This is a genomic window from Pseudoalteromonas sp. P1-7a (assembly GCF_001401855.1).
Classification (GTDB): Bacteria; Pseudomonadota; Gammaproteobacteria; order Enterobacterales; family Alteromonadaceae; genus Pseudoalteromonas.
On the sequence record NZ_LKDU01000031.1, the window covers coordinates 1 to 21,949 of the forward strand.

Annotated in this window: 20 protein-coding genes; 8 read left to right on the forward strand and 12 right to left on the reverse strand. The window is 39.6% G+C overall.

The window, feature by feature from the left end:
- Positions 1–398: 398 nt before the first annotated feature.
- From AN389_RS16195 to AN389_RS16220, 5 genes are all read right to left on the reverse strand, one after another.
- Positions 399–1,001 carry a hypothetical protein gene (locus tag AN389_RS16195; protein ID WP_055017646.1) on the reverse strand — a complete coding sequence of 201 codons (603 nt, stop codon included), beginning with the start codon at positions 999–1,001 and terminating at the stop codon, positions 399–401.
- Positions 1,002–1,223: 222 nt separating this feature from the next.
- Positions 1,224–1,925 carry a metal-dependent hydrolase gene (locus AN389_RS16200; RefSeq protein WP_055020251.1) on the reverse strand — a complete coding sequence of 234 codons (702 nt, stop codon included), beginning with the start codon at positions 1,923–1,925 and terminating at the stop codon, positions 1,224–1,226.
- Between the two features lie 657 nt (positions 1,926–2,582).
- A complete protein-coding gene (locus tag AN389_RS16210) occupies positions 2,583–4,208 on the reverse strand; it encodes a sensor domain-containing diguanylate cyclase (protein WP_055020253.1) in 1,626 nt (541 codons plus the stop codon).
- The gene (locus AN389_RS16215) at positions 4,201–4,641 is read right to left on the reverse strand and encodes a hypothetical protein (RefSeq protein ID WP_055014818.1); all 441 of its coding nucleotides are present in this window, start codon (positions 4,639–4,641) and stop codon (positions 4,201–4,203) included. Before AN389_RS16215 ends, AN389_RS16210 begins: the two co-directional genes overlap by 8 nt.
- Positions 4,642–4,643: 2 nt before the next feature.
- The gene (locus AN389_RS16220) at positions 4,644–5,906 is read right to left on the reverse strand and encodes a hypothetical protein (RefSeq protein ID WP_055020254.1); all 1,263 of its coding nucleotides are present in this window, start codon (positions 5,904–5,906) and stop codon (positions 4,644–4,646) included.
- A gap of 302 nt (positions 5,907–6,208) precedes the next feature.
- Between AN389_RS16220 and AN389_RS16225 the strand changes: the two genes are divergently transcribed.
- The 4 genes from AN389_RS16225 to AN389_RS16240 all read left to right on the forward strand — a co-directional run bounded on the left by AN389_RS16225 (position 6,209) and on the right by AN389_RS16240 (position 11,894).
- The gene (locus tag AN389_RS16225; protein ID WP_082430571.1) at positions 6,209–6,982 is read left to right on the forward strand and encodes an ABC transporter ATP-binding protein; all 774 of its coding nucleotides are present in this window, start codon (positions 6,209–6,211) and stop codon (positions 6,980–6,982) included.
- Complete coding sequence (locus AN389_RS16230; protein WP_055020255.1) at positions 6,982–8,430, forward strand: DUF3526 domain-containing protein; 1,449 nt, start codon at positions 6,982–6,984, stop codon at positions 8,428–8,430. Before AN389_RS16225 ends, AN389_RS16230 begins: the two co-directional genes overlap by 1 nt.
- Positions 8,427–9,698: a DUF3526 domain-containing protein gene (locus AN389_RS16235; protein ID WP_055020256.1), complete on the forward strand. Its 1,272-nt coding sequence runs from the start codon at positions 8,427–8,429 to the stop codon at positions 9,696–9,698. The genes AN389_RS16230 and AN389_RS16235 overlap by 4 nt, the downstream gene beginning before the upstream one ends.
- A gap of 84 nt (positions 9,699–9,782) precedes the next feature.
- Entirely contained in the window at positions 9,783–11,894 is a 2,112-nt protein-coding gene (locus AN389_RS16240; protein WP_055020257.1) for a TonB-dependent siderophore receptor, read from the forward strand.
- 102 nt (positions 11,895–11,996) lie between these two features.
- Here AN389_RS16240 and AN389_RS16245 read toward each other — a convergent pair whose 3' ends face one another.
- From AN389_RS16245 to msrA, 3 genes are all read right to left on the reverse strand, one after another.
- On the reverse strand, positions 11,997–12,746 hold the full coding sequence (locus AN389_RS16245; protein WP_055014813.1) for an ABC transporter substrate-binding protein: 750 nt from the start codon (positions 12,744–12,746) through the stop codon (positions 11,997–11,999).
- A 138-nt stretch (positions 12,747–12,884) separates the two neighbouring features.
- Entirely contained in the window at positions 12,885–13,799 is a 915-nt protein-coding gene (locus AN389_RS16250; RefSeq protein ID WP_055017639.1) for a 2OG-Fe(II) oxygenase family protein, read from the reverse strand.
- Positions 13,800–14,013: 214 nt separating this feature from the next.
- On the reverse strand, positions 14,014–14,613 hold the full coding sequence (gene msrA / locus AN389_RS16255; protein ID WP_055020258.1) for a peptide-methionine (S)-S-oxide reductase MsrA: 600 nt from the start codon (positions 14,611–14,613) through the stop codon (positions 14,014–14,016).
- 223 nt (positions 14,614–14,836) lie between these two features.
- Between msrA and AN389_RS16260 the strand changes: the two genes are divergently transcribed.
- Positions 14,837–15,031, forward strand: coding sequence for a CPXCG motif-containing cysteine-rich protein (locus tag AN389_RS16260; protein WP_055014809.1), 195 nt, complete (start codon positions 14,837–14,839; stop codon positions 15,029–15,031).
- Positions 15,032–15,096: 65 nt separating this feature from the next.
- Here AN389_RS16260 and AN389_RS16265 read toward each other — a convergent pair whose 3' ends face one another.
- Entirely contained in the window at positions 15,097–15,297 is a 201-nt protein-coding gene (locus tag AN389_RS16265; RefSeq protein WP_055014808.1) for a hypothetical protein, read from the reverse strand.
- A 99-nt stretch (positions 15,298–15,396) separates the two neighbouring features.
- On the opposite strand from AN389_RS16265, the gene AN389_RS16270 reads away from it, so the two are divergent.
- Together AN389_RS16270 and AN389_RS16275 are read left to right on the forward strand one after the other, a co-directional pair.
- Positions 15,397–15,879, forward strand: a complete 483-nt coding sequence (locus AN389_RS16270; RefSeq protein WP_055020259.1) for a GNAT family N-acetyltransferase — start codon at positions 15,397–15,399, stop codon at positions 15,877–15,879.
- 171 nt (positions 15,880–16,050) lie between these two features.
- A complete protein-coding gene (locus tag AN389_RS16275; RefSeq protein ID WP_055014806.1) occupies positions 16,051–16,665 on the forward strand; it encodes a MarC family protein in 615 nt (204 codons plus the stop codon).
- 291 nt (positions 16,666–16,956) lie between these two features.
- Here AN389_RS16275 and AN389_RS16280 read toward each other — a convergent pair whose 3' ends face one another.
- Positions 16,957–18,096 (reverse strand): MFS transporter, encoded by a 1,140-nt coding sequence (locus AN389_RS16280; protein WP_055020260.1) that lies wholly within the window; start codon positions 18,094–18,096, stop codon positions 16,957–16,959.
- Between the two features lie 23 nt (positions 18,097–18,119).
- A complete protein-coding gene (locus tag AN389_RS16285) occupies positions 18,120–19,295 on the reverse strand; it encodes an MFS transporter (protein WP_055020261.1) in 1,176 nt (391 codons plus the stop codon).
- 106 nt (positions 19,296–19,401) lie between these two features.
- Between AN389_RS16285 and AN389_RS16290 the strand changes: the two genes are divergently transcribed.
- The gene (locus AN389_RS16290) at positions 19,402–20,316 is read left to right on the forward strand and encodes a LysR family transcriptional regulator (RefSeq protein WP_055014803.1); all 915 of its coding nucleotides are present in this window, start codon (positions 19,402–19,404) and stop codon (positions 20,314–20,316) included.
- Positions 20,317–20,419: 103 nt separating this feature from the next.
- Here the strand turns inward: AN389_RS16290 and AN389_RS16295 are convergent, their stop codons facing one another.
- The gene (locus AN389_RS16295) at positions 20,420–21,631 is read right to left on the reverse strand and encodes a porin (protein ID WP_055017634.1); all 1,212 of its coding nucleotides are present in this window, start codon (positions 21,629–21,631) and stop codon (positions 20,420–20,422) included.
- Between the last annotated feature and the right edge of the window lie 318 nt (positions 21,632–21,949).

A 21,949-nucleotide genomic window follows, 5' to 3' on the forward strand; every position in this document is an offset into this window, starting at 1 on the left:
ATTCACACACAGGCGGTGTTTCACCTGCTAAGTTTGAAGAAGCGTACTATTCTGAGTTAAAAACTGTCTAGTGAAAGCTGGGAAGTCCATGGCGCTAGTCTTCCGGTCGAAAGAGCTTGAGCAACTAAAGGAAGAGGCTGAGCGAGAAATACGCGGCAGGAAAGCTAATGGGGTCGGAAGCTAAAGGGGTTCGGAAGCTAAAGGGGTCAAATCTTGACTTCACACATCAAAATATAAGCGCCTCATAGCCTCTTTATGAATTAGCTATAAATAATTGAGGCGTTTAGCTTTTTAAATCTAAACGCTTTAAACGTAAAACATCGGCGGATTAGCACTCTAATACACGCCGATGTTTATAACTTATCTAAATAAGTACATTACTTATAAGGTATTAAACCTTAGTCTGCTTTACGGTTAAGGCTAAATAAACAGATTGCTAAAAGTAATGTTGCAATCATGCCTGATGCACCAGCAACACCTGATGGCAAGAACCCGTCACGGCCACAGGTAATTAATATTGCATTGGCAAGCATTGCAACTGCGCCTGCAAGGGCTGTAAGGCTACCTACGGCTTTGCCACCTTTAGCAATAAATGATAAGCCAAATACAAGTGCTGCTAAGCCTAATAATAATTTAGCTGCGTAGTAAATCATGAATGACAACGACACCACACCACCAATTAAAGGTTGTGCGCCTTCTACTGTGCCCGCCACTTTACCAAATGTTGAAAACAACGTAAGGCCAACGCTTACCTGCACTATGTTAAGTACTGCGCTAAACGCGATAGCAGACCAGCCTAACTGAGCGTTTTTTGCTTGCACCATAGCCGTGCCTGCAAAGGCAACAAGTAAAGTAAATACCAGTGCCTCTAGCCCCCACGCAACCTGCCTTGAAAAACTAATTTCAGCAGTATAAAGCGCTGAATAAATACCCTGTGATATTGCTAATAGCAACAATAACGATGCTGTAACTAGGGTGGTGCGTTTATGTGTAAATTCCATTATGGTCCTCTTGTAATTTTATATTTGACGCTTTAAAAGTTTCAGTCGCTTTGCACACATCAAACAGATGAAAGTATTGCCGCTATAAGACAGGTAAAGCGATTTTAAAATTTCACTTAAACCAATAAAAATAATAATTAATTACAAAAAGGCTAAAATGTGTACGTTTAATTAAACTTAAACTAGCAAAGTGGCATTGATTTTAGCTATTAACCCCTCTTATTAAGATAAAAGCCTAAAATCAGACCAATCACTTAATGCGGTAATCGTTTGCTCGATAGGCGGGGCTACATAAATTAAACCCGCAATAGCAATAACCGATGCTAACGTTATCAGTTTATTATCAAAGTCGGCAATTTTAAGCGCAGTACCAAAAGAGCGTTTAATGGTGACATTATTTAAATCTACACTGTAAAGTTCATCGAGTAATAAATGAATTAACCCGCCGAGTAAAACAAATCCACCTGCTAACCAAGCAAAAGTAGCGGCGTGTGCGGTTGATTGGTCATTAAGTTTCCACGTTACTTGCGTGGTTAATAGCGCGCATAGCAGCAAAAATAATAACGAGTGGCAACTACCTCTATGTACGGTTATCCATTCAAAAATGGGCCTAACAATGTATTTCATGAATCCGTACACCAATAATGGCACCACAATTAACTCTACAAAACTAATTGTAATAATAAGCTCGGTGGTTATGTAATGCAGCACCAGTAATACAGCGCTCAGTGCAAATAAGTTAAAAATAGTATCGAGTGATGTAGAGTTATCTGAGTCTATGTCGGGTAATAAGCCGCCAATTGAGCCTAAAACCCATAACCAAAGTGCGCCGTTTAAATCGATATGGCCTGCAGATAATAAAGTGGCTGAACCTAAGCCGGTAATGATGACTGCAGTATTAAGATGAGTATTGAAATTTGCCATTGTATCTCTTGATAGAAAAATAGGTTGGCATTCTAGCAATCAAAAACTTAATTGTTCAATTTACTTTAAAGGTTTGGATGTAAATCTATGTTTTAGAGGGCTGATTTATCACTTTTTACTAGTGTGGATTTGTGAACTATGAAGTAAGTTGTAATTATTTTTATAAAAATCAATAATAAGCGTAGCTATTTTAGTTTAGCAGACTAAATGAAAGGTCATTTCTTATAAATCAAAATAGATATAAAGCATCGTTTCCTGCGCCTAACATTGGTAGTCACTATTTTGTTTCATCAACGTGGAGCAGTTATGGTTTTTGGGCTTTATTAGCACTGACTCCGCTTGCTCATTACATGATGTACTACAGCGAAGACGGTTTAGCGCATGGGGAAGATTTAAACACTTTAGGGTATGTAATATTTGGCGCTATTATTTTGTTTGTTTTAAATATTGCTGCCCAATCTATATCTTGGTTAGGCAGGCTTTTGGCAGTGGTTTGCTTTAGCATTAGCCTGTTCTTTATATTATTGCTTATCTACCTTAGCGCATATAGTCACTTTCCAATCGCTTATTTAGGTGTTATTTCGTATTTTGGTTTAGCGGCTTATTTTTATAATAAAGATTATTTAAAAGCCTTAAAAATGCTGTAGCATTCGCTAGCTAATTTTTTATATCTTCATAAAAGGCCACTTTTCCTCGGCCTGTTTCTTTTACGTGATAGAGGGTTTTATCGCCATTGTGCATTAATTGGTGAAGTTGAGTGCCATCAGTAGGGGCTATCGCAATACCTATGCTGGCACCAATGGCACATGTTTTACTTGGCGCAATAGTAATGGCTTGTTGTAGTTCATTAAGTAAAGTAATAGCTTGCTGATGTGTTGCCGCTTTATCGTAAAAAGTTACGAGCCTTGCAACAATAAATTCATCACCGCCTAAGCGGATACACATATCGTTTTTTTCATGAAAAAGTGTTTTAAATCTGTGCGCTGTTTCAATTAGCACTTTGTCTCCGGCTTCGTGGCCGTAGGTGTCGTTTATGGGTTTAAATTTATCTAAATCTATCATCATAAGAACTAGGTGTTGATTGTGTTCAGTGCATTCTTGTAAGGCTTTATTAAGGCGTTTTTCACCAGCGCGTCGGTTTAATAGACCTGTGAGTGGGTCATGATCGGCTTCAAAGCGGGTTTGTAGTTCACGTTCTGCACGATCGGTTACATCATGTAAAATAACTTCTACTAGTTGCTGTGGGTGTCGTTTGCTTTCTCTTTGATCGTTCAATCTTACAAATAAGCAATGAAACCAGAGCGTTTTGTGACCCACTTTGCATTCTACATCTAAGGTCGTTTGCGGTGGGTTTTGCGCTGAGCGAATAGCGACTAGTAGGCTTTGTAGTTCGTCTACATTGCCCAAAAGCTCAGGAAAATGCAAAGTTGGTAATTCTTTTTCGCCAGGTACCGTAAAGTAATGCTCAAATGCTGGGTTGAAGGTGGTGATTGTGTTTTTATCATCAAGTAAACAAATACCAGCGCTGGCTTGTTCAAATATCAGTCTAAATTTAGCTTCAAGCGCTTGGGTTTTTTTACGCAGTGTTTGCTCATTACTAATGGTTAAATGTAGCTCGTGCATAAGGGCATTTATACCGTGCGTTAAGCGGCTTATTTCGTCTCGTTTGCCTTGCTTAAACGTTAGCATTTTAAGGGTTTCTGGCTCGCTCGGGTTTATTTTAGCAAAGCTGTCGGTTAGGTTTTGAATGGGTTGAGTAAGCCAGCGCTGCACAACCAGCGAGACAAAAAATGCGATTACAATAGATTGTATTAGCATTAAAATAAATTCTTTTTTAAGTGCTGCCTGTGCTTGTTGCTGTATAAATTTATCGTCGGGGTATATTGATAATCCCCCTATATAGGCGCCTTCTAAAAAAGGGTGAACGAGCTTCACTGACACGGCTTCTTTTTGTTTGTTAATCGTGCCATTGGCAATAAACAACGCTATTTCGCCTTGTGCGTTTGTTTCTCCTTGTAGGCTCGCGCCTTGTACTAAATCGTTACTGATAAGGCCATTAACAATTTCTTGGCTTAATTCTTTGTCGTTTAAGTAAGCGGCTATAGCGGCTGTTTTTTCCATTGTTTGCGCTAGTTGTTTAACGAGTAGGTAATTGGTGTTTTTCTTTTCTTTAAAGCCTGAGTAATACGACAGCATGGACGAGACGATAGACACAACAATAGCAACCATAGCTATTGATAGAGCAACCCGTATATAAAGTTTTTGGCTAATAAATTTAATCAACTGTATAAACCACTTTTACTGCATCGGTCACTTGCGATAGCGGAATGTAGCCAATCGCAAATGGTGATGATGCTATTTTGTTTAACGCATCTTTTACAGAAGCTGAGGGCGAGGGGGGCTTAGCACGGCCTGAAAATAACAGCCTAGCCCAATAAGCATTTATTTTTTGCTCGTCTTTATTAACTAGCTTTAAGTAAAAATCGTTTTTAAGTGCTGACTGTGCGGGTAAATCAAAGGGTTGTGAGGTTTCACCGTCTGGGAATGTTAAATAGCGGCCCATGTAAATATCAATAATTTCGCGTTTTGAAAGGCTATTTATTGCGTTGTTTTTATTTACGACTACGGCAAACTCTGTTGATTGTGCATGCACACTAAGAATAAGTAAGCATATAGGCACTACAGCTTTAATGAATAGGGTACGGTGATTTATCATAACTAAAACACCATGCTCGCGTTTAAACTAAATATATGTACTGTATTACTTTTTATGGCATCGTCGCGGTTATTTAAGCTCCATAAACCAGCGCCTTGGGGTTTTATATCAAAGCGGTCTAACTGGGCTTTTAGCGCAATACGATCAGATAGGTGCCATTTTACGCCAATGTTAATAGAGTGCTGGTGAACGTTGGTAATTCTGACCGCAGATTGAGTTACAGCTGCTAGCTGTTGTATAGGTTGAGACACTTGCTCTGGCGTGCCTGGTAAAAACACCGGTGGGGTTATTTCGACTACATCACGACGATTTTTAGCGCCAGAAAATCCGGTATAAAATATTGCGTTGTCAACTCGGTAACCTGCACTAACATACGTGCTTAGTACTGATGGTGCCACTATCCAATCAGACTCTGAAACACCTAATTCAGATTGGATAAGCCAGTTGTTATAATCGTACGTAACCCCAAACGCAGCGTATTCTATGCTGTTACCTTTAGTGTTAAATTTATCTGATATAGCGCGTGCTTGCGGCCATATACTTTGCGGTACTGCATCAAGGGCACCTAAATACTCATCTAAAGACGTTAATTTGTAATCACCAAAGTTTGATTGTGATAACGAAAAACGCAGTGTCCATGCATCTAAGGTATAAGCTGCACTAAAGGTGGCCAAATTATCGAAATCAATAAAAAAATCGTCATTATAGGCTTCTAACTTTGCGGTGGAACTGCCGTAGGCAAGTTTAATACGTAAAAAGCCCTCGTTTATAGCTTTGCTGTATTCAACATCTACACCATCAAAATTGCCTGCAATGTTAGCAAACGAGTAATACGAATGTGGTGGGCGCACCCATAAATAAGCGTATCCAACATAAGGGTATTCAGAGAGTAAATAAAGGTCGCTGTTTAGCCTACCAGCCCGAATAGCCCAGTGGCGGTTAGGGCGGTAACGTACAAAGGCCAGCTCTAAAAAATTATCAAAGCTTTTAAAGGCATGATCTTGTATTACAACTTGAAAAACCGAATCCCATTTTTTAGCCAGTGATATATTAGCTTGTCCACCTACAATAGAGTCTCGGGTTGCGGAAAAACCGGCGTCGTTTTCATTTGAGTAGCTAGATGCAAAGCCAATATCTGAGTCGTCAGTGTAACTAAGGGTTAAAGAGGCAAATCCACTAAATTGTATATCAAAGTCGTTTGCATAGGTTGTATTTGTTACAAAGGTTGCCAATAACGCTATGGCAATTGTGCCTCGATGCAGCATGTTAGCTCGTATTTATTTACACTTAATATAATAAAAAGATAGCACAATATTTTATATACCCAACTTAACTACACCATTTTACTAAATAAATTAGGCTGATAACTAAAAAACACACACAGTATTTAGGATTGTTTTTAGCATTTGCCAAAAATGAATAAGTGATGCGTAAAAATTTTAATATGCACTGTTTTATATAAAAAATTTTATCATTTGTTAACCAAAGGGGGATGTTATAGTGTTGCATAAATTACTTGATATAGTATAACATCCGCGCATTGTTTTTTCCTAAATAGAGTTTGAATGTGAGTACACCTAAGGCAATTAATCAAACACCGCTGAATAAATCCCAGGCTATTAATAGCGAAGCAATTATTAAAGTCGACTCGTTAAGTTTTAGCATTAAAAATAACGTCATTTTAAAAAACTTAAATTTTAATGTAGCTTCAGGCGAAATTTACGCATTACTTGGTGGTAACGGTGCGGGTAAATCAACCACGTTAAAAACGTTACTGGGTTTTAACAAGCCAACGCAAGGCTCTGTAAAGGTAGCGGGTAAAGAGGTAACACACGCGCTTGATTTTGTACGCGGTAAAACAGCGTATTTACCCGAGTCGGCAACGCTATACCCGCATTTAACCGCCCGCGAAAACGTAGACTATTTTTTATCACTTGCTGATATTAAAAAAACAGATGAGCAAGTAAACGCAGCGTTTAATCGTGTTGCGCTGCAACAGGCTGCATGGGAGCGCCCTATGCAAACGTACTCTAAAGGCATGAGACAAAAAACTGCGATTGCACTGGCTATTTTACGTGAAGCACCCATCTTTTTACTTGATGAGCCTACCTCGGGCCTTGACCCTGTTGCTATAGATGAGTTTAACCAGCTGGTACGCGAGCTGGCATTAACAGGTGCGACTATTTTAATGGTGACTCATGATGTATACGGCGCGTGCCAAGTAGCTAACCGTATTGGTTTATTAAGAGCCGGTGAGCTGGTGGGCGAATTTGATGCGCCTGAAAATGGCCGCATTGATACCGAGCAAGTACATGCTGCGTTTGCACAAAGAGGCGCGTAATGGGCTTAAATAATTTATCAAAGGTGGTGATAGTTGCCAAAGATGAGTGGCGCTATTGGCGTCGCTCTAAACTGGCAATGACCGTTTTAGCTATCGGTTTATTATTAACGCTTTCATCGGTGGTGGTGACTGCCATTACAATGCACGAACTTAGCCATGCACGCCACGAGTTACAAACACATGCTGAGCAAAACTTTGTTGATCAACCCGATCGTCATCCACACAGAATGGTGCATTATGGGCATTACGCTTTTAGAACGCCAACACCACTTAGCACACTTGACCCTGGGATTGATGCCTACACAGGTAACTCAATATTTTTAGAAGGGCACAGACAAAATAGCGCCATGTTTGCAGAGCAGCGCCAAGGTACAGCGCTTACTAAATTAGGTAGCCTAACGCCTGCTTTTATAGTGCAAACGTTAGCGCCGTTACTGCTTATATTAATTGGTTACAGCTCTATTAGCCGCGAGCGTGAATCGCAAACGCTGTCGTACTTATTAGCGCAAGGCACCAAGGGCAGTACGCTTATTGCCGGTAAAGGGTTGGCTTTACTCTCTGTTGTGGGTTTAATCATTACGCCATTGGCTATATCGGCCTTATTGACGCTATCGGCGGGTGAAAGCCTATTAGCAGTTGCAAGTTTTGTTGCCGGGTATGCGTTGTATTTATCTGTGTGGGTATTACTTATTTTATTAGCATCGAGCGTGTTTAGTAAAAACAGCGGTAGCTTTACGGCGCTTGCGTTTGTATGGATTTTACTGTGCATTGTAATGCCACGCGTAGCAAGTACCAGTGCCTCAACAGCTGTGCCATCTGCCGGTAAAATAGAAACCGATTTTGCCGTTAAAGCTGAGCTTAGAAAACTAGGTGATGGCCATAACACCAACGATCCTGCATTTAAGCAATTTAAACAATCACTCCTTAAAAAGTACAACGTAAATAGTATTGCTGAGCTGCCGGTAAACTTTAGAGGGTTAGTAGCAAGCGAATCAGAAGCTAAACAAGCTAAAGTGCTTAATCAATTTGCTGAGCAGCGTATGCAAAGTGAACTTGAGCAAACACAAGTATCGCGTCACTTTGGTTGGGTATCGCCTATGGTTGCTATTCGCTCGCTGTCGATGATTGTGGCGGGCACCAGTATAGAAACCCACCATCGTTTTTTACGCGAAACCGAGCAGTTACGTTTTGATTTTGTTCAAGGGCTTAACAAAGTTCACATTGAAAAACTTGATTATCAAACCGATATGAATCGCAATGCCGATGCTGCAGCGACTAAAAAAGCACGTGTAAGTGCAGAAAACTGGCAAATACTGCAAAACTTTAACTTTGATGTAGACAGTGCAGATGTTCGTGCACAAAGGAGTGTACCTGCGTTTTTGCAGTTATTGCTGTGGATTGTAGTTCTGGTAGGCGGTATTAAATTTGTAGGAAAACGTTTGATATGAGTTATTTAATTACACAACTTACACGTGAATGGGGTTTTTTACTGCGCCAAAAATACCTAGTTGTATTGTTGCTGTGTAGCTTTGTTTTATCAGGTTTTGCAATATACAGCGGGCTTAGCGAAGTAAATGCCCAGCAGCAAACAATAGAGCGCTTAAAAGCAGCAGATCAAAGCGACCGCGCTAAAGTACAGCAAAAGCAAAACGATGCGGGCATGCTAGCGTATTACAGTTTTCATTTAACGTATTCGCAGCCTTCAACGCTTGCCTTTGCGGCTTTAGGTGAGCGCGATATATTCCCGTGGAAACACCGTATTAATTTGCTTGCACTTGAGGGGCAAATTTACGAAAGCGATGCACAAAATGCTGAGCTTGCCCAAGCTGGTAAAATCGATTTTGTATTTGTAATTAGTGCGTTAGCGCCATTGGTTATTATTTTGCTGTTCCATGATTTATTTGCAATTGAGCGTACCAGCGGCAGGCACGATTTACTCGTTACTACAGCTAAGTCTTACTTTGCATTGTGGGGGGCACGTATTACCGTGCGCTTTATAGCAGTAATAGTGTGTTTAATGCTGCCATTTTATGTGGGGGCAATTATAGCTGGAGCCAACGCAGTTGAAGTAGCTTATGTATCGGTTTTATGTATTGCTTATCTTGCCTTTTGGACCGCGCTTAGTGTGTGGTGGGGTAAAAATGCCAGTAGTGCACCGCGTGTTGCCTCTTCTTTAATTGGTTTATGGGTATTATTTGCTTTTATTATTCCTATTTTAGGCGACCTTGCTATTAACCAGTCTGTGCACTCTCCTAAAGGGGGTGACATTATGCTTACCCAGCGAGAAGCGGTAAACGATGCTTGGGATTTACCAAAATCTGCAACCATGCAACCTTTTATTAAAGAGTACCCAGCGCTTGCGCCTTATATAGATATGAGTAGCGAGTTTGAATGGAAATGGTATTACGCATTTCAACACATGGGCGATTTAAAAGCCGCTGAGCTTTCGAAAGCCTACCGCGATGCCGCAGCTAAAAAATATGAGCTAGCTGGTTTTGTATCGTTGATTTCGCCACCGCTTTTACTACAGCGTAGTTTAACCCGTGCCGCTAAAACTGACTCGATTGCAGCTTATGATTATGAGCAGCAAATTAGGGATTACCACAAGCAATTGCGGGAGTTTTACTACCCTTGGTTATTTTACAAAGGCGATCCAACAAAAAAAGCACTTGAAAACATGCCACGTTTTGAAAACACCACTCAAAGCAGTAACTAAAAATACAGCGCTAAACGCACCTGTTTAGCGCTATTTAAATTACAACATAATTATAAAATACTTATATTACTCATAAGGTTAAAAATGAAAACCAAACCAACAGGGCTTAAGCTCACTTATTTAAGTACGTGCTTAGTAAGCTTATTTAGCAGCCAAGTTATAGCTGCTGAGCAAAACCAACCAAGTAAAGACGTAAAGGATGACGCAATAGAAAAAGTGACGATTGTTGCATCTCGCCAAGCTTATCAAGGTAACTTTAGCCCTTTAGAAACACCGCAATCCGAGCTTAAAATTGATTTAGAATCACTTGAAAACGCAGGTGCAGTGAGCCTTGACCAGGCTCTTGATTTATCAGCCTCTGTTGCGCGCCAAAACAACTTTGGTGGGCTTTGGAATAGTTTTGCATTACGTGGTTTTGTCGGCGATGAAAACTTACCCAGTAATTATTTAGTAAATGGGTTTAATGCTGGGCGTGGGTTTGGTGGATCGCGTGATTTATCGGGTATTGAGTCGGTTGAGGTATTAAAAGGCCCACGTGCCGCTTTATTTGGCCGAGGCGAACCCGGTGGCACAGTAAACTTAGTTACAAAACGCCCAACGTTTGATACCGAAGGTGAAATTAAAGTTTCAGTAGGGAGTTTTGATACTTACCGCGGCGATGTTGATTACACAACGCCACTTAACGACGACGTAGCAATTAGACTGGTTGGCTTTTACCAAGACGCAAAAAGCTTTAGAGATACAATAGAAACTACAAAGCAAGGGTTTAGCCCATCAATAGTGTGGAATATTGATAACAACAGCCAATTAATATACGAACTTGAATACTCTAACCAAGAAGTACCCTTTGATAGAGGCGTATTAGCCATAGACGGTGAGCTTGGGCTTATCCCTGAAAGTCGCTTTTTAGGCGAGCCGGGGGATGGTCCGATTGAAGCCGACGTACTGGGGCATCAGTTAGAATATATTTATGACTTTAATGATAACTGGAGCATTTTGTTTGGTGCAAACTACCGCGATACCTCTATGGAAGGTTTTGCAACCGAAACGGGTTTTGGTGGCGTAGTAGATGGCGAAGTAAACCGCTTTAGACGCTACCGCGACTTTGATGCCAAATACCACGTATTGCGTGCAGAGCTAAGCGGAAGTATTGAGCTGGGCGGTTTTGAGCACCGTTTAATTATTGGTATAGATAGCGATAGATTTGAAAACGACCAAGTTATTCTGCGTGTACGGGGCGAGCAATATATTAATGTATTTAACCCTGTTTACGGCGCATATGAATTACCCACGCCCACATCGAATACTGACCGTGTAGAAATTCAAGAGTCTGTAGGCATTTTTATTCAAGACCAAATAAGCTTAACCGATAAATTAGATATTCGTATTGGTGCACGTTTTGATGATTACGAGCAGCGCTTAAATAATCGTTTAGCAGGCACAAAAACAAGACAAACTGAGTCACGCGTGAGCCCGCAGTTTGGCGTGGTTTATGAAGCCAGTGATTATGTTTCTGTTTATGGCGCATACGGTGAAAACTTTCGTCCGCTTTCGGGCGCCGATGCCAACGGCGACGGTTTTGAGCCTAACCAATCCACTTCTGCAGAGCTTGGGGTTAAATTTACATTAAACGATGGCGCGTTATTTGGAACGGTTGCCCTATTTAAAGTAGAGCAAGACAACATGCTAGTGGTAGACGACCCTACCGCGTTTACTTATGCAGCGATTGGTGAAGCGCAAAGTAAAGGGATAGAAATTGATATAACGGGAGAGCTTACCGATAGTGTAGAAATTTGGGCATCGTATGCATATGTTGATGCTCAAATAGAAAACTCATTTTTTGATGCTAACTTTGGCTACACCGTTGAAGCCGGAGAGCCATTGTTAAACGTACCAGAGCACCAACTTAGCTTACAACTGGTTAAATCGGGCGAGCTACATGGCAAAGCAATAAAATTTGGCGGTGGGTTATTATATGTTGATAACCGCAATGGCTTTTTTGGTACCGACTTTGAGTTACCAAGCTACACAACCGCACGTGCATTTGTAAATTACCAAGTAACAGACGCGATTGGCATTACGGCTGAGGTAAATAACCTGTTTGATGAAACGTATTACACAAACTCGTTTGCTGATGCGTGGGTACAACCTGGTACACCAAGAAACGTTAAGTTTTCTGCATCCTATAAGTTTTAAAATGCTTTAAGCTAAAAGTTCAGCGACCACTCATTCGCTGAAAATCAAAAGGCCGCTTACTTAAAGCGGCCTTTATTTTTGTTTACTCAATTACTACAAACATTAATTAGCGTGTTTGTATTTTTCAAAAATTTTGTAGTACTCCCCTGAGTTTTTTAATTTTTGCAGCTGTAAGTTAAAGTCATCACGTAGCTTTTTAGACTTGAATAAATAGCCATTTGGGCTTTTACCAAACAACGCGAAACGATCTACAGGTTGTGTGGTATCAATACCTTTAAGGGTTGAGCGATAGTAATCAAAACTTTGTTTATCCATCTGAATGACATCAGCTTTGTTTGAAAAAAGCATTTTTACTTGCAACGATTGGTCATGAACCTCGTAATATTGCGTATTCGCTTTAGCCATTTTTGCGTATTCTTCGCCTAACTGAATGGCTGCGCTGGGCCATGATATTAAGCTGAAATTCGCTAAGTCTGCTATTGATGTAAAGTTGAAGTTGTTGCTTTTTAGAGATATTGCCATATTTTCGTATACGTACGCCTCATCAGAAATATACCCATTGAGTAGGTTTCCGTTAGCGGTATTTAAATTTATATCGGCAATGACATCGATTCTGCCTTTAATGTAGCCTTTAGCGCGGCGCGTATAGGGGTAATAGCGTGGTTCTATTTGGTACCCTAAAGGCGTTAAGGCCGCTTTAATAATATCAATGGTTAAGCCACTGTGTGTATGTGATATTACAAATGGCGGCAGTGTTTCGCCAAACCCAACCACCAGTTTTTGTTTAGCCGCTGCTGTATTGGCAAAAGTAAATAAAAGTAGTGTGATTGCTATAAAAAAGGGTAACTTCATTAGGGTGTATAATTTAAATCATCATACTCAAAAGATAGTAACTAAGTGATTACGTAACAAGTAAATAGCCCATTAAAGTACGATTTAATAACTTTAATGGGCTATATGAGTGCTTATGCGGACAAGTTTAACTCCGCTTTAAAAAGGAGCATAGCCGTCCGGTGTTGTTTTAGGTGTAGTCCAACGCGCTATTGGATCAATTTCTGTGCGCTTTGAACCCGGTGCAGGTATACGGCCATTATCGCCAAAAAGCCATAATACTAGGTTTGTTCTGTCGCCACTGGTTATCGGTTTTGCCGCGTGTGGTACACTGCCTTTATGGATCATGGCGCTGCCAGGTTTAAAACTAAGTTGTACTACTTTGCCATTTTTTTGGTCATAAAAATCAAGCTCTGAGCCGCTAAATTCTTCTCCTGGCAGATTTAAATTAATATTAAGTGTTACTGATGATGCATCAGTATGCGGGCGAATAGATGCATCAGTGTTAGGGTCGTAATAAATAGAAAACCCAAACGTTTGCGTATCGTAACCTATGATCTCAGGAAACAATAAACGTGAAATAGGGCGCATGTATGTATTTAATACTTGGTTATAAAATGCCTGAAAACTAGGAGCAGCTAAATAGCCCTCTGAGCGTTTGTCGAGCATGGCGCCGCGTCGGTTTAATACAATACCGTACGGTGGACGCATAGGAATGTTAGCATTCCATACTTTTTCTAGGTAACCACGTAAAACTGCTAGGCGTTCAGGATCAAAAAATTGAAACTGATACACATCAGTCGCTACTTCTTCTAGTAGTGATTTTACTAAATGCTCTTTTGATGGATTTTGCCATGCAGCATTAACGGCTTCACGTAAGTTTTTATCGAGTAATGAATCGTCAAGGGTAAAGGTGGTTGTATCTACTTCTGTTTCTTCCCACTCTTTCCAGGCTTGTGTAAGTAGTTGGTCGTTGTTGTACCAAAAATGCTGTACTGAGTGCTCACGATTTAACATAGCCTCTCTTGAAGGTAACGCTAGAGCACGAGCAAGTTGTAATTGGGTGGCAGACATAATGTGTTACTCCAGTTGTTGAATTAGCTTATATCAATCTAGGAGTGCAATTTATTATATTTAATAAAGTAGATAAACGGGCTACTTTAGGAAACAGAATCAAGATAATGTTGATAATTATGGGCTGATTAAATAGAGTTAGCTTTTAGCTTTTAGCTGATGGGTTTTAGCTGATGGGTTTGTGTTAACCCATCAAGCATTTTACTATAGGCTTTTAATGAGTGACTCTGTCACCCCAAATTTCTTCTAGGCGGTTGTCACGTCCACACCGCCAGCGGTAGGTATTGTATCGTATAGGGTTATTTTTGTAATAATCCTGATGGTAGCTTTCTTTACCTTTAATTGGGTAAAAAGTACTGGCATTTAGTATTGGCGTGACCACTGTTTGATTAGGGAATTCCGCTATTACTGCTTGTTTGGTTTGCTCTGCTATTTTGCGTTCTTGCTCGTTAGCTACAAATATGGCGCTTAAATAACTAGGCCCTTTATCACAAAATTGGCCTTTGGCATCAAAGGGGTCGATATTTACCCAAAAATGATCAAGTACGCCTTTGTAGCTTACTACATCAGGGTCGTAAGTAATTTGTACTGCTTCATAATGGCCTTGATGGTTACCATTGTAGGTCGGGTTTTTAATTTTACCGCCTGTAAAGCCTGATATAACATCTTTGACGCCTTCGAGTTTTTCAAAGTCGCTTTCCATACACCAAAAACAACCACCGGCTAACACTGTTTTTTCGGTTTTAGCTGCATGAGTAAACGTGCTAAACAAAATTGCGGCAGATGTTAATGCAAGTTTCAGTGATTTTTTCATAGGATAATCTACCTTTAGTTTGAGTTTAAATACATATTCTTAATAGCTAGACCTACTAAGTGTTATTACTATTTCATTGTGAGCGTATATAAGATAACAAATAATGTACGTAATACTTTTTAATTTAAGCCACATTTGAGTGAGTACCCGTATAGCACACGGTTGTATTATTAGAGTGTGTTTAATAAAGTGAAAGCATTGAGATCAAAGTAGCAGGTGGTAAATGAACCAGTTAACCGAAAAATCGATAAGTTGCCCGTATTGTGGTGAAAGTATTGAGGTATTGCTAGATGCAGCAGATACTGATGAGCAATACATAGAGGATTGCCAAGTTTGTTGTAAGCCTATTACGTTTGTTGTTTTTGAAGATGAAGACGAATTAAAAGTAAATGTATACAGTGAAGACGATACATTTTAGCCACTAGTTACGCTTTATATAGGTGGCTGCACACTGGCAGCCACTACTGCTTTTATACACGGGCGTTAGCTATTTTGCTCTCGGGCGAGTTGGTTTGGTAACAGCTCTTCTACAATTTCGCGAGCGGGGAGTGTATAACGTGTGCCGTTAAACATTACCGAGGTAAACTCGTTTATATTAGTAATGCCTGTTAGGGTCCAGCCCTCACCGCGTTTAGGGCAGTATACGGTTGTGGTAGGTTGAATTACTTTAAAATCGTCGCTCATTATTGCTCTCAATATTGGCTATAAAGATAATGCTTGTGAATACGTTATGGTAAGTTAATAATGCTTAACCATAAAGCGCTATTTTAACTCCTGTATAAAATGTTTAAAACAACTCAGCTTGAACGCGTTACATTGCGTTTAATTACTCATAAGCATGCCCCGCAGTTATTTACTATTTTGAACCACCCGCAGGTGAGCGAATTTAACGACTATCAAACCCCGTTAAGTAAGTGCCAAATTAAGCAATTAATACAAGATGATATTACCGCCTATTACGAAGGCGAAGTGATAAGAGTGGCTATTGAACATAATATTACCGGCAAGTTAATGGGTACCTGTGGGCTTTATAATTTATCGCCTTGTAAAAGTAAGGCGTTTATTGGGTTTGAGCTTGACCCTATGTATTGGGATAAAGGCATTATGTTTGAGGTGATTACCGGCTTTGTTAAAACACTTAAGCAGGCTATACCGCTTAATTACTTAGCGGCGCAAGTAAGTGCAGATAATGCGCGTTCGCATAACTTATTAGTTAAATTAGGCTTTAGCTTAGGTGAGCATTCTATTTGGTATAAACACGTTTAGTGCTGAATTAGGAATGTTTTAGTGCTGTATTTTATTATACACGTTAGTAAATTTCATCATAAGAGGAACAAATGCAATATAAAAAATAGCCAGTTTGGCTTATAGTTAAGCGTAAGCAAATGAATTTGTTACCCGAGTTTTTTAAACGTGTTCGCTTAACAAGGATTTTATATGCTAGAAAAACTATCTCAAGATGCCCTCGTTATTTGGGCCACCATAGACCCAATAGGTACCATGGCGCTTTTTGCTGCGCTCACTTCTCATTTAACTGATCAACAACGTCGTAAAACTGCGTTTAAAACGGTGCTATATGCAGGGGCTGTGTTACTGGGCTCTATTTTAATAGGGCAGCTTATTTTAAATGCGATGGGTATACGGCTGGTATCGTTTCAGTTAGGGGGCGGGATAATTTTATTTTTGTTTGGCCTGCAAATGATATTTGGCAGCGACTCCAATAAAGCAAAACAAGACCCAGGGCATGATATTGCAGTGTTTCCGCTTGCTATACCTGCTACCGCGACACCAGGGGCTATTTTAGCCGTTATATTATTAACCGATAATCATATTCACCCAATTACCACCCAAATGGGCACAGCGTTAATTACATTAGCAGTGCTGGGTGTAACCTTAATTTTGTTGTTGCTGTCGGGCAAAATTATAAAACTAATAGGTACGGGAGGTGCATCTATTTTAACGCGTGTAATGGGGATGATACTGGCCGCTTTTTCTGTAGAGCTAATAATGACCGCACTTGAAATTAAGCAGTGGGTAACGCTGGGGCACTGATCTACTTTATTGGTTTGTTATAAAAAAGGCGAGCACTGTATTTATATACAGTGCTCGCCTTTTTGCTTATAATCGCTTTAATTTATACTTGTTTGCTAAAGCTAAAAAACTGACTTTACAACGCAATTAATTAAATCAACAACCATTGCTGGTGGCCTTACAGCAAAAGAACACATCATACTAAGTTATTCTTAAGTACTTAACTTAGCTAAAGAGTGTGCATTAATAAAAATAACCAATAAATAAGGGATAATTGGCTACTTATTTGATAACTCTATCGGCTTTTGATTATTACTTAGTTACTTTAGGTTTTACAAAAAGGGCGATAGCCACAACAGCGCTTAAAATACTGCATATTATAAATACGTTATGTTCACCCCCTGGTATATATTCCATAAACGAGGTAAAAAACTGCCCTGAGAATACGGCCATGGTAAAATATGACAAGTTACGTCCGCGAACGTTTTCGGGGCTTAGCTCTACGGTCATGTGGTTTAAAAGAGGAATGCTAAAACCAAAGCCAATACCAATTAATAGCGCGCCTAATACTAATATCAATGTGCTTGATTGTATAAAGCAAAGGTAAGATAAACCAAAGGCAATAAATGCAATCGCTAATACGTTTTTTTCACTAAGGCGTTTAGTTGCTCTAGGCATAAAACCCGCGGTGAATACAGCAACTAACGATATAAAAGCCAAAAGTTGGCCAATTTCAGACTCATTAAAATTTAGTGCGTGCAAGGTAATAGGTAACAGCACGGTTGAGGTAAAAAATATGGTCATAGCTAGGGTTGAAACTATATAAACTCCTTTAAGAGTTAATGCGTTTGAATTGCTCTTTTTGATTTGTTGAGTTTGCTCTGTGTTTTGCGTGTATATTTGCTGTTTGCGGGGCACAAACATGAGTAACATTGCTAAAAACACCCAAGCTATTAAATATAAAGCAAGAGGTAGCCCCCAATACTTTGACGCTAAAAAACCACCTAAAAATAAAAATATAACGCCACCTAGCTCTATTGCCATGCCTTGTTTGGCAATCATATTTAGACGCGCTGTGCCGCTATACCACATTGAAATTAATACAGTGCAACTTGCCATAACTACTGCGGTTACTCCGCCTAAAGCAAAACGATTAATAAATACTAAGGTTGGGCCATGTAAAAAATACGCACATGCACCTAATAAGCCGTATAAGAATAAGCCGATAATAAGTAAGGTGTAGGCGCCATATTTGTCTATAAACCTGCCGGCCAAAGGCGCAAACACCACAGCACCTAAAGAAGGTAAAGTAATTAATAACACGCTGTTGCTTTGTATGCCTAGACCATTAGCAATGGTAACTAAACCAGGTGCTAAAAGAGTGCCAACCATAATGGTTAAGCTAGCTATACATAATAATGTAAAGCTGCCGGCCGCTTTAAGTGAATTCATAGTCTCTCCAATTTATGTTGAATTTACGCTTTTTTAGCAAGCGCATTAAATAGGGCGCTTGTAATGATGAAAAAAATACTGATAGTGATCACGCCATACCAGCCATATACATCAAATGCTTTTACACCCGCAGCAGAACCAATAGCCCCGCCAAGGTAATAACCGAGCATATAAATGCCGTTTATCCTGCTTTGTGCACTGAGTTCTATACTAAAAACACGTACTTGATTTGAAACTTGGGCGCTAAACACCCCAAAGTCTATGAGTATTATGCCAACGATTAACGCCACTAAACTGCTACCGAATAGTCCTGTAATTAAAAAGCCTATCGCAATTAAGCAAAGCGATAGTGTAATAACGTTTGTAGAGTCAAACTTATTTACAAACTTACCCGCCAATTTTGCCCCAATAACCCCAGCAAGGGCTATAACACCAAAGAGTCCCGCTTGTTGCGCACTGTAATTAAATGGCTCATCACTTACATAAATAGCAAGTGTTGCCCAAAGCACATTGAAAGCAGCAAACCAACAAGCCCCTGAAAACGTAAACATACGCAGTTGTTTATATTGTTTAAACAAACTCAAACTGCTTTTTATAAGTGCTAAATAACGTAAATTAGCGGATGGTTTATTAAGCGGTAAAAACACATAGAGAAGGGCGCCAAATAGTAAGGCCAATGCTGCCGACATATAAAAAACACTTTGCCAGTCCATGTGCTCACCCACAAAACCACTTAACGTACGGGAAAGTAATATTCCAAGGGTTAAGCCCATCATTAATGTACCCAGCGTAGCGCCTTTGTTTTCAGCGCTTACCATTGATGCCGCAAAAGGAATAAGTTGCTGTGTAATATTGGCACCTACGCCGATTAAAAAAACACTAATAAGCAACACTATAAGGTTAGGCGCTAGAGCACCAGCAAGCGATGCTAAGACTAACAAGGTAGATAAAACACTAAGTAGTTTACGCCTTGGGATTGAATCACCAAGGGGGGATATGAATAAAAGTGCAAAGGCATAGCCACATTGTGTTAATGCCGGAATGCTTCCTAATTGCGCGTCGCTTAAATTAAACGCTTCTTTTATTAAGGGCAGGATAGGTTGGTTGTAATACAAGTTTGCGGTGGTTGCAGCAATGGCACTTGTCATTAACAATAATAAAAATCGACTTATATGATTACTAGTTTCTACCCTAGACATACTTAATACCCATGTTTAATTAATGTGTAAACAATAAAACCTTTTGTGTAATAACAAAAATGTTATTATTTTATAGAATCTATACATTTTCGTTATTGGTTAAGTTGTGGATATTAAAATACTAAAAAGTTTTATTAGTGTGGCTAAACATAAGAGCTTCTCTGCTGCGGCGAGAGAATTACATACAGTACAACCCGCAATAAGCAGGCATGTATCTGGTCTTGAAGCCGAACTAGGTGTAAGTTTGTTTGTTCGCAACTCGCGCGATGTAGTTATTACGGAAGCCGGTGAGCAATTATTAAATGATGCTAATAAAATTATTGCGCTCACAGACCAAGCGACAACAAATGTAAAACGTGCCCACATCGGCCAAATTGGCTCTCTCACCATTGCCCATTTAAGCTCTGCATGTTTAACATTTATGGCAGCGATTGTGCGTAGCTACAAAGAAAAATACCCAAACGTTCACGTTACACTTATTGAAATGACAGCCACAGAGCAAATAGAGGCGCTTAAAAACGAGCGTATAGATATTGCGTTTTCACGGCCATTACCGGTTTCAATAGTTGATGAATATTTTAGTCACTGTATCTATGTGGATTCTTTAGTCGCTATTGTAAATACCAATCATACACTTGCTACTACTGACAGTATTGATTTAGCGGTTTTCAAAAACGAGCAGTTTATTATTTTCAACCGTGAAGAAGCGCTTGGCTTGTTTGATGAAACCATTATGCAATGCAAAAAAGCTGGTTTTTCGCCAAATATTATTAGCCAACCTAGGCATATGCAAACATTAGTTACGGAGGTAGCAGCAGGGCTTGGGGTCGCTATTGCACCATACTGCGTTCGCAAGTTGTACAGTGCAGGGTGCCATTTTATTTCACTTAACGATATTACTACGCAAATACCAGTAGAAATCCAATTTAAAAAAACACTTACCAACGCCGCAGTTGATGCATTTGTTGAAATTGCACTGAACGCGCGGACAGAAATTCAAAAAAGCATGACTCAATGCTAACATTTTCGATTATAAGTTTAATTAAGGGGTTACCCTTGGCCTTATAGCAAAATTGACACAAAAAAGCCCTGATATCTCAGGGCTTTTTAAAATTCAGTCGCATCTAAAACTTGTATCTAAAACCAATAGCAATACCATCGTCCTCAGATTGCTCCATTTGCGCTTGTTGAACTTTATCGTCACTTTCAAAGTCACTAAAATCTTTACGTGCTTCAGCATAGGCAATGGTGTTTTCATCAATTAAGTAATGAACGCCAATTACAGCAAATTGACGCTTAAATACATCGTTAGGATCTGCATTAAAGTTTGGTTGAATAACATAGTCGTCACCAGCGTCTAAAATGTTATAAGCGACAAAAGGGCGCACATCGTTGTCAAATCGGTACGACATAAACGTTTCTACACCAATAGAGTCTTTAATTAAGCGCCCTAGGTTATCCGTATCGTGGTTTTCACTTTTATTAATGTTAGCTGCAACGTATAAACCTGGCTTTTCAATGCTGCCCCACATAACACCGGCACCAAAAATTAAATCTTCAACGGTTTGGGTAGTGCCATCACCGTACGTTACATCAAATTCACCACGGTTTATTCCCGCTGTTAGCGTTAGCATATCGGTTGCGTTATAAGTTACAGAACCACCAAATGTGTAGTTAAATTCAACTTCTTGGGCTGCACTGTCGCCAGTATTCCAAAGGGCTTCACATGCATCTTCAGAAATATTATCAACATCACAGGTATAAAATTCGCTGTTTTTAAGCTGTGCCTGAACTGCAAAGCTAAATTCATTGTAGCTATTACGGTATTGAATTAATTTATCACCGCGGCCTGTGCCATTTACTGCACCGTCGTCTTTATTGTATGTGTAAACACCCGCAGCATTACCATCCCATACAAAGCTGTTATTGGTGCCGTAAACGACGTCGTACCACGCTCCCCATTGTTTACCAATGGTAATTTGTCCGTATTTTTCGTGAGATAGGCCAGCATAACCTAAACGATTATATAAAAACTCATCTTGAATAGACTCAAAGCGGTTATTGTAAATAATATCGCTACTACCAACAGGGTTTACACCCCATTCAACTAGCGCAAGTGCAGACCAGTCTTTTTTTAGCTCTCGAGTAAACCCAAAGTTAATACGCGATGTACCATTTACCACTTCGGTTTGGTTTTGGGTATTAATAACGCGCACATCAAGGTAACCACCCACTTTAATTGTGTTTTTATCATCCTTATAGAGCTCTATTGCTGAAACCGCTGGCGCGACTACAATGCTTGTTCCTAATAGCAGGGTTACAAAGTTTTTAATCATTTGTGATGCCTTGTGTGTGTTAACTTTAAATATGAGATTAAATTTTCAAAGGATGAGACTAGCAAAGCCATTATGGGCTCAAAAGTGAAAAATTATCATTGAAATTAGGATCTAATTTGAATAAATATTCACTGGAGGTTAATGGTGTTTTTATACTGTTAAGGAATGGGTTTTATTTAATTAAAAGCTAGTTAAATAGGATTAAAAAACGCGCGTTCAAACTGCGCTAAAAATGAGAATTTTTCAAGTTGAATAAAAATAAAACGCTAGTGTAAAAACTCTAAAAAGCATTTTATATCATAAATATATACGCTGCTA